The 14,481-nt window shown below is 64.3% G+C and carries 9 protein-coding genes; all 9 read left to right on the top strand.

The window, feature by feature from the left end; genetic code table 11:
- Positions 1 to 13 precede the first annotated feature (13 nt).
- The 9 genes from BM160_RS11495 to BM160_RS11455 are packed head-to-tail and all read left to right on the top strand — an operon-like array spanning position 14 to position 14,481.
- A complete protein-coding gene (locus BM160_RS11495) occupies positions 14 to 3,832 on the top strand; it encodes a nitrate reductase subunit alpha (protein ID WP_092005176.1) in 3,819 nt (1,272 codons plus the stop codon).
- Positions 3,829 to 5,361: a nitrate reductase subunit beta gene (narH, locus tag BM160_RS11490; protein WP_092005173.1), complete on the top strand. Its 1,533-nt coding sequence runs from the start codon at positions 3,829 to 3,831 to the stop codon at positions 5,359 to 5,361. Before BM160_RS11495 ends, narH begins: the two co-directional genes overlap by 4 nt.
- A gap of 3 nt (positions 5,362 to 5,364) precedes the next feature.
- Positions 5,365 to 6,060: a nitrate reductase molybdenum cofactor assembly chaperone gene (gene narJ, locus BM160_RS11485; RefSeq protein WP_092005170.1), complete on the top strand. Its 696-nt coding sequence runs from the start codon at positions 5,365 to 5,367 to the stop codon at positions 6,058 to 6,060.
- Positions 6,057 to 6,773, top strand: coding sequence for a respiratory nitrate reductase subunit gamma (gene narI / locus BM160_RS11480; RefSeq protein WP_092005167.1), 717 nt, complete (start codon positions 6,057 to 6,059; stop codon positions 6,771 to 6,773). The genes narJ and narI overlap by 4 nt, the downstream gene beginning before the upstream one ends.
- Positions 6,774 to 6,803: 30 nt before the next feature.
- Positions 6,804 to 7,652: a peptidylprolyl isomerase gene (locus tag BM160_RS11475; protein WP_092005164.1), complete on the top strand. Its 849-nt coding sequence runs from the start codon at positions 6,804 to 6,806 to the stop codon at positions 7,650 to 7,652.
- Entirely contained in the window at positions 7,649 to 8,341 is a 693-nt protein-coding gene (locus BM160_RS11470) for a carbonic anhydrase (RefSeq protein WP_092005161.1), read from the top strand. The genes BM160_RS11475 and BM160_RS11470 overlap by 4 nt, the downstream gene beginning before the upstream one ends.
- Positions 8,319 to 9,572, top strand: coding sequence for an NAD(P)H-dependent flavin oxidoreductase (locus BM160_RS11465; RefSeq protein WP_092005159.1), 1,254 nt, complete (start codon positions 8,319 to 8,321; stop codon positions 9,570 to 9,572). Before BM160_RS11470 ends, BM160_RS11465 begins: the two co-directional genes overlap by 23 nt.
- Before the next feature lie 11 nt (positions 9,573 to 9,583).
- Positions 9,584 to 13,162: an LAGLIDADG family homing endonuclease gene (locus BM160_RS11460; protein WP_092005156.1), complete on the top strand. Its 3,579-nt coding sequence runs from the start codon at positions 9,584 to 9,586 to the stop codon at positions 13,160 to 13,162.
- Entirely contained in the window at positions 13,159 to 14,481 is a 1,323-nt protein-coding gene (locus BM160_RS11455) for an NnrS family protein (RefSeq protein ID WP_092005153.1), read from the top strand. The genes BM160_RS11460 and BM160_RS11455 overlap by 4 nt, the downstream gene beginning before the upstream one ends.

Here is a 14,481-nt window from a genome sequence, read left to right as displayed (position 1 = left end):
TCTGGAGCATCAAATGAGCCATTTTCTCGACCGTCTCAACCACTTTTCCAATCCCCGTGAATCGTTTTCGGGCGACCACGGCGTCACCACCGCCGAAGACCGAACCTGGGAAGACGCCTACCGCAACCGCTGGGCGCACGACAAGATCGTGCGCAGCACCCACGGCGTGAACTGCACCGGCTCCTGCTCGTGGAAGATTTACGTCAAGGGCGGCATCGTGACCTGGGAAACCCAGCAAACCGACTACCCGCGCACCCGCTGGGACATGCCCAACCACGAACCGCGCGGCTGCTCGCGCGGCGCCAGCTACAGCTGGTACCTGTACAGCGCCAACCGCGTCAAGTACCCCATGGTGCGGGCGCGCCTGCTCAAGCACTGGCGCGAGGCGCGCTTGACGCTGGCGCCGGTCGAAGCCTGGGCCGCCGTGGTGCAGGACGACGCCAAGCGGCGCGACTACCAGAGCGTGCGCGGCCTGGGCGGTTTTGTGCGTTCAAGCTGGGACGAGGTCAACGAAATCATTGCCGCGTCCAACATTCACACCATCAAAAAGCACGGCGCCGACCGCATCATCGGCTTCTCGCCGATTCCGGCCATGTCCATGGTCAGCTACGCCTCGGGCTCGCGCTACCTGTCGCTGATTGGCGGCGTCTGCATGAGCTTTTACGACTGGTACTGCGACCTGCCGCCGTCAAGCCCGCAAGTCTGGGGCGAGCAGACCGACGTGCCCGAGTCGGCCGACTGGTACAACTCCAGCTTCATCATCGCCTGGGGCTCCAACGTGCCGCAGACGCGCACGCCCGATGCGCACTTCTTCACCGAGGTGCGCTACAAGGGCTGCAAGACGGTGGCCATCACACCCGACTACTCCGAGGTGGCCAAGCTGTCCGACTTGTGGCTGCACCCCAAGCAGGGCACCGACGCCGCCGTCGCCATGGCCATGGGCCATGTGATTCTGAAAGACTTTTATTTCGGCGGCAACGGCAAGCCGCGCTCGGCCTACTTCGACGACTACGCGCGCCGCTACACCGACCTGCCCATGCTGGTGATGCTGAAAGAACACCAGCTGGAAAACGGCGAGACCGTCATGGTGCCGGATCGTTATGTGCGGGCGTCCGACTTCAACGGCAAACTGGGCCAGGCCAATAACCCGGAATGGAAAACCGTCGCCTTCGACGCGCAAGGCAAGGTCGTGTTGCCGCACGGCGCCATCGGCTTTCGCTGGGGCCCGGATGGCCGTGCCGACGCCGGTCAGTGGAATCTGGAAGCCAAGGAAGCCCGCAACGGCGACGAGGTCACGCTCAAGCTGTCGGTGATGGAAGGCGATGCGCCCAGCCACGATAGCGCCAGGGTCGGTTTTCCGTATTTCGGCGGCATCCACCATGAGCATTTCCCCAACAACGAGCAGGGTGATGTGCTGGTGCGCACGGTGCCGGTGCAGCGCATTGCGCTCGGCAAGGCCGGCGAGGAGCGCTCGGCCCTGGTCGCCACCGTGTTCGACCTGCAGGCCGCGCAATACGGCATTGCGCGCGGCTTGCCGGGTGAACTGGCCGCTGGCGATTTCAATGACAACACGCCCTACACGCCAGCCTGGCAGGAGCAGATCACCGGCGTGCCGCGCGACCAGATCATCACGGTCGCCCGCCAGTTCGCCGAGAACGCCGAGAAGACCGAAGGCCGCTCCATGATCATCATAGGCGCGGGCATGAACCACTGGTACCACAGCGACATGAACTACCGCAGCGTCATCAACATGCTGATGATGTGCGGCTGCATCGGCAAGAGCGGCGGCGGCTGGGCGCACTATGTGGGCCAGGAAAAGCTGCGGCCGCAGACCGGCTGGACGCCGCTGGCCTTCGCGCTGGACTGGATCCGGCCACCGCGCCAGATGAACTCGACCAGTTTCTTCTACGCCCACACCAATCAGTGGCGCTACGAGAAGCTGGGTGTTGATGAAGTGCTGTCGCCGCTGGCCGACAAGAAGCTCTATGGCGGCAGCATGATCGATTACAACGTGCGCGCCGAGCGCATGGGCTGGCTGCCCAGCGCGCCGCAACTGCAGACCAACCCGATGCAGGTCGTGAAAGACGCGCAGGCCGCTGGCCTGGATGCGAAAGACTATGTCGTCAAGTCGCTGAAAGACGGCTCGCTGAAATTGAGCTGCGAAGACCCCGATCATCCGGCCAACTGGCCGCGCAACATGTTCGTCTGGCGCTCCAACATCATCGGCTCCTCGGGCAAGGGCCATGAGTATTTCCTCAAGCACCTGCTGGGCACCAGCAACGGCGTGCAGGGCAAGGATCTGGGCGCTGAAGAAGGCAAGCCCGAGGAAGTCGTCTGGCACGACAAGGCGCCCGAAGGCAAGCTGGACCTGCTGGTCACGCTGGACTTTCGCATGAGCACCACCTGCCTGTACTCGGACATCGTGCTGCCGACGGCCACCTGGTACGAAAAGAACGACCTCAACACCAGCGACATGCACCCCTTCATCCATCCGCTCTCCACGGCGGTGGACCCGGTGTGGCAGTCGAAAAGCGACTGGGAAATCTACAAGGGCTTTGCGAAAAAGTTCAGCGAACTCTGCGACGGTCACCTGGGTGTTGAACAGGAAATGGTGCTGACGCCGCTGATGCACGACTCACCCGGCGAGCTGGCCCAGCCCTTCGAGGTCAAGGACTGGAAGCGTGGCGAGTGCGAGTTGATTCCCGGCAAGACCGCGCCGCAAATGCAGGTGGTCGAGCGCGACTATCCCAATGTCTACAAGCGTTTCACCTCCGTCGGCCCGCTGCTCAACAAGATCGGCAACGGCGGCAAGGGCATTGCCTGGAATACCGAAACCGAGGTCACACAGCTCGGCCAGTTGAACGGCCTGGTGACCGAGCCCGGCGTGACGCAGGGCATGCCCCGCATCGACAGCGACATAGACGCCTGCGAGATGGTGCTGCAACTGGCGCCTGAAACCAACGGCCATGTCGCGGTGAAGGCCTGGGCCGCGCTGGGCAAGCAGACCGGCCGTGAGCACACCCATCTGGCCATCCACCGTGAAGACGAGAAGATTCGTTTTCGCGACATCCAGGCGCAGCCGCGCAAGATCATCAGTTCGCCGACCTGGAGCGGCATCGAGTCCGAAACCGTGTCCTACAACGCCGGCTATACCAATGTGCATGAGTACATCCCCTGGCGCACGCTGACCGGGCGCCAGCAGTTCTACCAGGACCACCCGTGGATGCTGGCCTTTGGCGAGGGCCTGGCCAGCTACCGGCCGCCGGTGAATCTGAAGGCCACCGCCGGTGTGCACGGCATCCGTTCCAACGGCAATGCCGAAATCCTGCTGAACTTCATCACGCCGCACCAGAAATGGGGTATTCACTCGACCTATACCGACAACCTGCTGATGCTGACGCTGAGCCGGGGTGGGCCCATCATCTGGTTGAGCGAAGACGATGCCAAGCTGATTGGCGTGGAGGACAACGACTGGATCGAGGCCTACAACGTCAACGGCGCCATTGCCGCGCGCGCGGTGGTCAGCCAGCGCGTCAAGCCCGGCATGGTGATGATGTACCACGCCCAGGAAAAAATCATCAACACGCCCGGCTCGGAAATCACCGGCCAGCGCGGCGGCATCCACAACTCGGTAACCCGCATCGTGCTCAAGCCCACCCACATGATTGGCGGCTACGCGCAGCTTTCCTATGGCTTCAACTACTACGGAACCATAGGCACCAACCGCGACGAATTCGTCGTGGTGCGCAAGATGGACAAGGTCGACTGGCTGGACACGCCACGCGATGACGAGCGCGCCGAGGCGGTTCAACAACTGGGAGAAGCAGCATGAAGATACGCGCGCAAATCGGCATGGTGCTGAACCTGGACAAGTGCATTGGCTGCCACACCTGTTCGGTCACCTGCAAGAATGTCTGGACCAGCCGACCCGGCATGGAGTACGCCTGGTTCAACAACGTCGAAACCAAGCCCGGCATCGGCTACCCCAAGGAGTGGGAAAACCAGGACAAATGGAACGGCGGCTGGGTACGCAAGGCAGACGGCTCCATAGAGCCGCGCCAGGGCGGCAAGTGGAAGCTCTTGATGCGCCTGTTCGCCAATCCGAACATGCCGCAGATCGACGATTACTACGAGCCCTTCACCTTCGACTACGACCACCTGCAATCGGCGCCCGAGATGAAGGCCACGCCCACTGCACGCCCGCGCAGCCTGATCACCGGCAAGCGCATGGAAAAGGTCGAGTGGGGCCCGAACTGGGAAGAAATTCTGGGCGGCGAGTTTTCCAAGCGCAGCAAGGACGCCAACCTGGACAGTTTCGATCAGGTGCAAAAGGACATGGTCGGCCAGTTTGAAAACACCTTCATGATGTACTTGCCGCGCCTGTGCGAGCACTGCCTGAACCCGACCTGCGTGGCGTCCTGCCCATCGGGCTCGATCTACAAGCGCGAGGAAGACGGCATCGTGCTGATTGACCAGGACAAGTGCCGCGGCTGGCGCATGTGCGTCTCGGGCTGCCCCTACAAGAAAATTTACTACAACTGGAAGAGCGGCAAGGCCGAGAAATGCACCTTCTGCTACCCGCGCATAGAGGCCGGCCAGCCCACGGTGTGCAGCGAGACCTGCGTGGGCCGCATCCGCTACCTGGGCGTGGTGCTGTATGACGCCGACCGCATCCAGGAAGCCGCCAGCGTGCCCGACGACAAGGACCTGTACCAGGCCCAGCTCGACATCTTCCTGAACCCGAACGATCCGGCCGTGATTGCCCAGGCGCGCAAGGACGGCATTCCCGAGGCCTGGCTCGAAGGCGCCCGCAAGAGCCCCGTTTACAAGATGGCGGTCGAGTGGAAAGTGGCGCTGCCACTGCATCCCGAATACCGAACCCTGCCCATGGTCTGGTATGTGCCGCCGCTGTCGCCCATCACCTCGGCGGCCAATGCCGGTCATATCGGCATCAACGGCGAGCTGCCCGACATTGCCCAGATGCGGATTCCGGTTCAGTACCTGGCCAATCTGCTGACGGCGGGCGACACCGCGCCGGTGATTCGTTCGCTGCAGCGCATGCTGGCCATGCGCTCCTACCAGCGCAGCAAGCATGTGGACAACGAACAGAACCTGGCGGTGCTGGCGCAAGCCGGCCTGACCGTGGCCGAGGTCGAGGAGATGTACCACGTCATGGCAATCGCCAACTACGAAGATCGCTTCGTGATTCCGACCAGCCACCGCGAATACGCCGAGAACACCTTCGACATGCGCGGCGGTTGTGGTTTCACTTTCGGCAACGGCTGCTCCGACGGCGCCAGCGAGGTCAGCCTGTTCGGCGGCAGCAAGAAACGCACTATTCCCATCAAGGTGGAGGTCTGAGACATGGCACTTTTTAACAATCCCCCTGTGGCCTCGAAAAGCCTGCGCGTGTTGGCGCGCTTGCTGGGCTATCCCGATGCCCAACTGCGCGCCAACCTGGCCGCACTGCGCGGCGCGCTGCACGAAGAGCATGCCTTGGCACCGCAGCGGCTGGCCGAGCTGGACGCACTGATCGATTCGCTGGAACGCGCCGTGCCGCTGGAGGCGGAAGCGGACTATGTCGAACTCTTCGACCGGGGCCGCTCCACCTCGCTGCACCTGTTCGAACATGTGCATGGCGACTCGCGTGACCGGGGGCCGGCCATGATCGATCTGGCGCAGACTTATGAAAAGGCCGGTCTGTACCTGGCCGAAGGCGAGATGCCCGACTTTTTGCCGGTGCTGCTCGAATTCACCTCGACCCAGCCGCCGCGCGAGGCGCGCGAGTTTCTGGCCGAGATGGCGCATATCTTCAACGCCATCTTCGCCGCCTTGCAGCAGCGCTCAAGCGCCTACGCCTGCGTGCTGGGTGCCTTGCTGGGGCTGGCCGGAGAGAAAGCGCAGGCGGTTGAAATCGCCGCCGAAGAGCCGCTTGACGCCGTCTGGCAGGAGCCTGTCGTTTTTGACGGCTGCTCTTCCAAAGGCCAGGCCAAGCCAGACCAGCCGCAACCGATTCACATCGTACGTAAAGCACGTCCCGCCCAAGGAGCGCAAGCATGACCACGCTGAATGGTTTTCTTTTTGGTGTTTATCCCTACATCTGCCTGACGGTTTTTCTGCTCGGCAGCCTGATTCGCTTCGACCGCGACCAGTACACCTGGAAGAGTGATTCCTCGCAACTGCTGCGCAGCGGCCTGCTGCGCTGGGGCAGCAACCTGTTCCACGTCGGCATCCTGTTCCTGTTCTTTGGCCATCTGGTCGGCTTGCTGGCACCGCACGCCTTTTATGCCCACTTCCTGGAAGCATCGGTCAAACAGAAGATCGCCATCTACTCGGGCGGGGCCTTCGGCATACTGTGCTTCATCGGTTTGACTATGCTGATCTACCGCCGCATGTTTGACGAGCGCATCCGCTACACCAGCCACAAGACCGATCTCGCCATTTTGCTGATCCTGTGGGTGCAATTGGTCGTGGGCCTGATTACGCTGCCGTATTCGTGGGCGCATTCCGACGGCAGCGTGATGCTGATCCTGGCCGATTGGGCGCAGCGCATTCTCACCTTGCGAACGGTCGATGCCGAGGTGCTGGCCGGTCTGCCCTGGCCCTATCTGGTTCACATCGTGTTCGGCATGACGATTTTTCTGCTCTTCCCCTTCAGCCGCCTGGTCCATGTGTGGAGCGGTTTTGCCTCGGTGGGCTATCTGTTTCGTCCCTACCAGGTCGTGCGCAGCCGCCGTCTCGGCGTTTCCGCCAAATCGTCCAGCCATCGCTAACACGCTGTTCAAGCAGCAAGGAAATCATTCATGAATGCCCAAACTTCCACGGTCACGGGCTGCGGCAGCAGCGCCTGCCAGTGCGCCAGCACCTCCGCTCAGATGGCTGCGCCAACCGCCTGCATCAACGGCATTGCCCTGCATGCGCCCGGCCAGCGTCCGGAGACGGAGGCGCTGCGCGAACTGGCCTATTCCGAACTGCTGCGCCAGCATGCGGTGATGAAGGGGCTGCTGCCGCGCCACACCGGGCTGACGGCTCCCGCGCTGGGCGAAGCCGAGCGCAAGGTCATCGAGGCCATGGTGGACGATGAGGTGCCAACGCTCCAGCCTGGCGAAGACGAAGGCCAGCGCTATTACGAGGCCCACAAGCAACAGTTCGTGGTCGGTCAGGCGCTGCATGTGCGCCACATCCTGTTTGCCGTCACGCCCGGCGTCAACGTTCATGCCCTGACGGTTCATGCCGAGAAGGCGCTGCTGGAACTCTCGCGCAAGGACGTGCCGCCCGATCGCTTTGCCCAACTGGCGGGCGAACTGTCGAACTGCCCCAGCAGCGCCCAGGGCGGCGATCTGGGCTGGATTGGGCCAGACGACTGTGCGCCCGAGCTGGCCAGCGAGCTTTTCCACCAGAAGCACTCGCAGTGGGGCATGGGCGTGCACCCGCGGCTGATGCATACGCGCTTCGGCTTTCACATCATCGAGGTACTGAGTCGCCGCGCGGGCAAGCAGCCCGCCTACGCGGAAGTGCGCGAGCGCATAGCGGCCTTGTTGACCATGCAGTCGCGGGCCAGGGCCTTGCATCAGTACATGAGTTTGCTGGTGGGAGAGGCCCTGGTCGAAGGCATTGAGCTCGAAGGGGCGGATTCGCCTCTGGTTCAATGAGCGAAGACGCCACAGCCACAGACGAGCTGCTGTTGCGGCTGCGGCGCTTCAAGTCTGACTACTTCCCCTTGCACCAGCAGCGCTTTCAGGACCTGGTGTCGCAAGGACAGCATCCCAAGACGCTGTTCATTGGCTGTTCGGATTCGCGGCTGGTGCCCTATCTGCTCACCGGGATGGGGCCGGGCGAGCTCTTCATTGTCCGCAACGTGGGCGCCTTCATCCCGCCCCATGACGGCTCGCACGGCCTGCACGGCACCACGGCAGCGATTGAGTTCGCCGTCTTGACCCTGCAGGTGGAGCGCATCGTCGTTTGCGGACACAGCCAATGCGGCGCCATTCGCGCGGCCTATGACGGCGTGCCCGCGCAAGCTGTCGCGCTGCAGGCCTGGCTCACGCTGGTCGATGAGGCTTTGTTGCCGGTGCAGGCCGGCCCCGAAGCCATGCGCCGCACCGAGCAGCGTTCCGTGGTGCTGCAGCTTGAGCGCCTGATGGATCACCCCATGGTCAGGCGCGCGGTAGAAGGCGGGCGACTCACTCTGCACGGCTGGCACTATGTGATTGAAGAGGGAGAAGTCCATATCTTTGATGCACAGCAAGGTGGCTTCGTTCCGGCTTCGATAGCATCCCACTGTGGCACCGGCCCCTACCAACCCTATGTGGAACACGATGGACAAATCATTTCCGATTGACCCGGCCGCGACGGCCTGTCTTGAGGCGGCGCTCGTCGCCCTCAGCCTGCAAACCCTCTCCAGCGACTCTGGCCTCAAACCCTGGCGGCTGGCCGGCAAGGCGCTGATTCCCGTGGTTCAGGGCGGCATGGGCGTGGGCGTTTCGGCCGGCGGCCTGGCGGGCGCCGTGGCCGGGCTGGGCGGTGTGGGCACCATCTCCTCGGTCGATTTGCGGCGCTTGCACCCTGACCTGATGGCGCAAACCGCCCACCTGAACAAGGAGGCCGATGCGGGCCAGTTGATAGACGCGGCCAATCTGCAGGCGCTGGACCGGGAGATTCGCCGCGCGCGCGAGTTGGCCCAGGGGCGCGGCCTGATTGCCGTCAACGTGATGAAGGCGCTCAGCGCCTACGAGGCCTATGTGCACCAGGCGCTGGTCAGCGGCGCCGATGCGCTGGTGGTGGGCGCCGGCCTGCCGCTGGACCTGCCGGAGCTGGCGCGTGAGCATCCCGGTACCGCCCTGATTCCCATTCTTTCCGATGCGCGCGGCGTGCAGCTGGTGGTGCGCAAGTGGGAGAAAAAAGGCCGCTTGCCCGACGCCATCGTCATCGAACATCCACGCTTGGCGGGCGGTCATCTGGGGGCGGCGAAAGTCGCCGACCTGCAGGACAAGCGCTTCGATTTCGACGTCGTCATTCCGCAGGTACTCGAATTTTTCAAGAGCGCCGGCATTGAGCGCGAGATTCCGCTGATCGTCGCCGGCGGCATCAGCTGCCGAGATGACATCCAGCGCCTGCAGGCGCTGGGGGCGTCGGCGGTGCAACTGGGAACGGCCTTTGCCGTGACCCGGGAGTGCGATGCCGACCCGGCCTTCAAAAAAGTGCTGGCCGAGGCCAAACCCGAGGACATGGTCGAGTTCATCAGCGTGGCCGGGCTGCCGGCGCGCGCGGTGCGCACCCCCTGGCTGGACAAATACATCAGGCTTGAGCCCAGGCTCAAGGCGGCGGCCCACGTCAAGGCCAAGTGCAATATGTCCTTCGACTGCCTGGCGCACTGCGGCCTGCGTGACGGCGTGGCCAGCATGGGCCAGTTCTGCATAGACCAGCAGCTAGGCCATGCGTTTGACGGCAACACGCAAAAAGGCCTGTTCTTCCGGGGCGCAGGCCGGCTGCCGTTTGGCGATCAGATCCGTTCGGTGCAAGAATTGATGCAATGGCTGCTGGGCGGTATTCGTCCGGCGCAGCTTTCCTGAGGAGGACCGATATGCAGCGCGAACACTTCGGACGACCGCAAGACCTGACCGCTACCCAGCCCATCAGCCTGGATGTGCTGAAGGAAAAATACCTCAAACCCGGCGAAAGCGGCGTGGAGGATATTTACCGGCGTGTCGCGCGGGCCCTGGCCTCGGTCGAGCCCGAAGCCGGGCGCGCGAAACACGAGGCGCTGTTCCTGGAAAATCTGCATGCCGGCGCCATTGGCGCGGGCCGCATCATGAGCGCGGCGGGCACGGCCATACAGGCCACGCTGATCAACTGTTTTGTGCAGCCGGTAGGCGACTGTATTCAGGGGATGGACGATGGCGGCTATCCCGGCATTTACGAAGCCCTGCGCGAAGCGGCCGAAACCATGCGGCGCGGTGGCGGCGTAGGCTACGATTTTTCCCGCATTCGCCCGCGCGGCGCCGAAGTCAAGGCCACCGCCTCCATGGCGTCCGGCCCCTGCAGCTACATCAACGTGTTCGATCAGTCCTGCTCGACCGTCGAAAGCGCCGGCGCCCGGCGCGGCGCCCAGATGGGCGTGCTGCGCATGGACCATCCCGACGTGCTTGAGTTCATCACCGCCAAGCGCACGCCCGGCCGCTGGAACAACTTCAATGTGTCTGTCGGCGTGTCGGATGCCTTCATGCAGGCGCTGAACGATGACCAGCCCTGGGAACTGGTGCACCAGGCCAGGCCCGGCGCGGCGCTGATCGCGCAAGGAGCGTTTCAGCGTGGCGACGGTCTGTGGGTCTACCAGACCGTGGCGGCGCGCGAGCTGTGGGACAGCGTGATGCGCTCGACCTACGATTTTGCCGAGCCCGGCATCCTGTTTCTGGACAACATCAACCAGGACAACAACCTGCGTTATTGCGAGGCGATTGCCGCCACCAATCCCTGCGTCACGGGCGATACCTGGGTCATGACGACGGACGGTCCGGCCCAGGTTGCCGACCTGCTGGGCCGCCGTTTCACCGCCGTCGTCGATGGCAAGGCCTACGCCGTGAAGAGCGACGGTTTCTTTAAAACCGGCCACAAGCCGGTGCTGGCTTTAACCATGCGCGAAGGGCAGTCCTTGCGCTTGACCGCCGAGCACCGGGTGCGCCGCGTGGCCCGCAAGACCCGCTACACCCTGGAGGCCGAGTGGGTTGATGCCGGGCAGTTGCAGCCCGGGGACGAGTTGGTGCTGCACGACCATCGGACGCTGGGCGGCTGGGACGGCGCAGGCACGCAGGCCGAAGGCTATTTGCTGGGGCTGCTGGTCGGCGATGGCACGCTCAAGAGCGACAAGGCGGTGATTTCGGTCTGGGCACCCGAGTTGAAGGTGGTCGGCCAGGGCGCCGTGGCCTATGCGCAAACCGGCGCGGCCGGCATTGTGCAGGCGGCCGAAGCCGCTGCCGCCACGCTGCCGCACCGGGCTGATTTTTGCGGTTTTCAGCGTCCGATTGCGGGCCGGGGCGAGGCCCGCATGGCTTCTGCCGCCGTGTGGAAAGTGGCGCATGACATGGGCATGCGGCCGGGGCACAAGACGATCACGCCGGCGATGGAGAAAACCTCATCGGCCTTTAGCGAAGGGCTTTTGCGCGGCTTGTTTGACGCCGATGGCTCGGTTCAGGGCGCGCAAAAAGATGACGAAGAAGGCCTGAGCGTGCGCCTGTCGCAAAGCGATCTGGGCTTGCTGCAAACGGTGCAGCGCATGCTGCTGCGACTGGGAATCGCCTCGACGATCTACCCGAACCGGCGCTTGGCGCAGGCGCGGCCGCTGCCCGATGGGCGCGGCGGGCTCAAGCCCTATGAGAGCGCGGCGCAGCACGAATTGCTGATCAGCGGGGACAATTTGCGGGGCTACGCCGAGCGCATTGGTTTTGCCGACACCGACAAGGCCGCCCGGCTGGTGCAGGCTCTAGGCGGCTACAGCCGCAGCCTGAACCGCGAGCGCTTCACCGCCACGCTGGAATCGCTGGCCGAGGGCGGCTGCGAGGATGTGTTCGATGTCACCGTGGCCGATGTCCATGCCTTTGACGCCAACGGCTTTTACGTGCACAACTGTGGCGAGCAGCCGCTGCCACCCTATGGTTGCTGCGACCTTGGCCCCATCATCCTGACGCGCTTTGTGCGCCATCCTTTTGGTTTTGACGGCGAACCGTCATTCGATTTCGAGGCTTTTGAACGCTCGGTCGCCACCCAGGTGCGTGCGCTCGACAACGTGCTGGAGCTGACCTTCTGGCCACTGCCGCAGCAGCAGGCCGAGTCCGCCGCCAAGCGCCGCATCGGTGTGGGATTTACCGGCCTGGGCAATGCGCTGAGCCTGCTGCGCCTGCGCTACGACGCGCCCGACGGTCGCGACATGGCGGCCCGCATTGCGCTGCGCATGCGTGATGCGGCCTATGCCGCTTCGGTGGTGCTGGCACAAGAAAAAGGCGTTTTCCCCAAGTTCGACGCCGACGGCTATCTGGCCCCCGGCACCTTTGCCAGCCGGCTGCCGCCCGCGCTGCAGCAGGCGATACGCGCGGGCGGCATTCGCAACAGCCATCTGCTGTCGATTGCGCCCACAGGCACGGTGAGCCTGGCCTTTGCCGATAACGCCTCCAACGGCATAGAGCCGGCGTTTTCGTGGCTGTACAAGCGCAGGAAACGCGAGTCCGACGGCAGCACGACGGAGTACGCGGTCGAAGACCACGCCTGGCGGCTTTACCGTGAACTGGGCGGCGACGTGAAGCAGCTGCCGGCCTACTTTGTCTCGGCGCTGGAGATGTCGGCGAGCAGCCACATCGCCATGATGGAAGCGGTGCAGCCCTTCATAGACACGGCGATTTCCAAGACCGTCAACGTGCCGGCCGATTACGCCTACGACGACTTCAAGAGCTTGTATCAGCAGGCCTGGCGCGCCCGCCTCAAGGGCTTGGCCACCTACCGTCCGAATGCGATTCTGGGCGCGGTGCTGCAAACCCATGCCAGCTCCGAGGCCAGCGCGCCTGAAACCGCCGCGCCGGTGGATCCCATGCGCACGGTGATAGAGAGCCGTCCCAAGGGCGCGCTGTCGGCGGTGGTTGAAAAGGTCGAGTACTGGACCCATGAAGGCCACAAGACGCTGTACATCGTCGTGTCCTTTTTGCCGGTACCCGCCGCCAGCGGTGGCGGGATGGTGGAGCGCGCCATCGAGTTCTTCATGCCGGTGGGGCAGAGCGGCGAGTCGCAGCAGTGGATCACCTCCAGCATGCGCATGCTGTCGCTGGCGGCGCGCGGCGGCTTTTTGGAGCGCGCGCTCAGCGACATGCGCAAGGTGGCCTGGGACCGCGGTCCGGTGCGCTTGGGCACTTACGAAAAAACCGATGGCACGCGGGTGCCGCTGTGGCATGACTCCGAAGTGGCGGCGATTGCCTACGCGGTGCAGAACATCATCACGCGGCGCGCCAGCCAGGCGGCGCCAACTTCAGCGCCGCTGGCGCCAGCCCCGGTGGAGCCTACGCTGGCAGCGCCCGTGATGGCCGGCAAGAAATGCAGCGAATGCGGCGCCCATGCCGTCATCCGCAAGGACGGCTGCGACTACTGCACCCAGTGCGGCCACCTGGGAGTCTGCGGATGAGCCCGCGCCCGGTCGTTCCTGTGCGCGGGCTGAACGGCAAGCCTTCGGCCGAAGCGCTGGCCGCGCAGGACCAGGGCTGGCGCGCCACCTACCTGCTGCTGGCGCCACATCGGCTGGGCTTCTTTCTGGCCATGGTGCTGCTGGTGGCGGCGGGCGTCTGGTGGGCGCTGGTGCAACTGGATCGTATGAGCGGCGCCCTGGGCCTGTCCTATGCGCTGTCGCCTTCGCTGGTGCATGGGGCGGTCATGACCTTTGGTTTTATTCCGCTGTTTTTTTCGGGTTTTCTTTTCACGGCCGGCCCTAAGTGGCTGGGGGTTGCGCCACATGACACGCGCCGCGTGGCGGCGCCCATGCTGCTGCAGGCGGCGGCCTGGCTGTTGTGGCTGGCGGCAGCGCATTTCAATGCCGGTTTGGCGCTTGCCGCGCTGGTGCTGGCAGGGACCGGCTTGATGTGGATGACGCTGCTGTTCTGGCAACTGATCCGGCGCAGTCGCATGGAAGATCGCCTGCATGCGTTGACGATTGGCTCGGGCTGCCTCATCGGTTGCCTGAGCCTGGCCGGACTGGCGCTGAGCCTGGCGTTGAATGCCTACGCTGCGGCACTGGCCTGCGTGCTCACCGGTCTGTGGGGCTTTGTGCTGGTGGTTTATGTGTCGGTGGCGCACCGCATGATTCCATTTTTCACGTCCGGCACCATTCCCGCGATGAAGGCCTGGCGGCCGTTCTGGGTGCTGTGGCTGATGCTGGCGGTGGCGGCCGTCGAGGTGGCCGCCGCGTGGCTGGAGGCGGGCGGCCCGTTTCAGACTGTGGCCGGCGCGGCATGGACGCTGGCTCGCGGCATTTTCGAACTGCTGGCCGGCAGCTTGCTGCTGTGGCTTGCCCTGGCCTGGGGGCTGGTAAAGAGCCTGCGGAATCGTCTGCTGGCGATGCTGCACATCGGATTTTTGTGGCTGGGGCTGGCGCTCGCGCTGGGCGGCGTTGCGCAATTGCTGGGCTGGGCGCAGGGCGCTCCGGTGCTGGGCCTGGGGGCGCTGCACGCGCTCACCATGGGCTGCCTGGCGTCACTGATGCTGGCCATGGTCACGCGGGTGTCCTGCGGCCACAGCGGGCGGGCGCTGGTTGCTGATCGTCTTGTCTGGGCGCTGTTCTGGCTGCTGCAAGCGGCCACCTTGCTGCGCATTGCGGGCGCCGCGCAGAGTGCCTTTTCCGGCGGCTTGCTGCTGGCTGCTGCGCTGTTGTGGGCCGGCATCATGGCGGTATGGGGTCTGCGGCTGGGCGGCTGGTACGGCCGCTTGCGGGCTGATGGCCGACCGGGCTGA

Source organism: Polaromonas sp. OV174 (assembly GCF_900112285.1).
Classification (GTDB): domain Bacteria; phylum Pseudomonadota; class Gammaproteobacteria; order Burkholderiales; family Burkholderiaceae_C; genus Polaromonas.
This window is presented reverse-complemented; position numbering and strand designations above follow the sequence as displayed.

Excerpts from the sequence above, each read along its gene's own strand:
- BM160_RS11495 (WP_092005176.1), top strand. The coding sequence starts at position 14 with ATGAGCCATTTTCTCGACCGTCTCAACCACTTTTCCAATCCCCGTGAA.
- narH (WP_092005173.1), top strand. The coding sequence starts at position 3,829 with ATGAAGATACGCGCGCAAATCGGCATGGTGCTGAACCTGGACAAGTGC.
- narJ (WP_092005170.1), top strand. The coding sequence starts at position 5,365 with ATGGCACTTTTTAACAATCCCCCTGTGGCCTCGAAAAGCCTGCGCGTG.
- narI (WP_092005167.1), top strand. The coding sequence starts at position 6,057 with ATGACCACGCTGAATGGTTTTCTTTTTGGTGTTTATCCCTACATCTGC.
- BM160_RS11475 (WP_092005164.1), top strand. The coding sequence starts at position 6,804 with ATGAATGCCCAAACTTCCACGGTCACGGGCTGCGGCAGCAGCGCCTGC.
- BM160_RS11470 (WP_092005161.1), top strand. The coding sequence starts at position 7,649 with ATGAGCGAAGACGCCACAGCCACAGACGAGCTGCTGTTGCGGCTGCGG.
- BM160_RS11465 (WP_092005159.1), top strand. The coding sequence starts at position 8,319 with ATGGACAAATCATTTCCGATTGACCCGGCCGCGACGGCCTGTCTTGAG.
- BM160_RS11460 (WP_092005156.1), top strand. The coding sequence starts at position 9,584 with ATGCAGCGCGAACACTTCGGACGACCGCAAGACCTGACCGCTACCCAG.
- BM160_RS11455 (WP_092005153.1), top strand. The coding sequence starts at position 13,159 with ATGAGCCCGCGCCCGGTCGTTCCTGTGCGCGGGCTGAACGGCAAGCCT.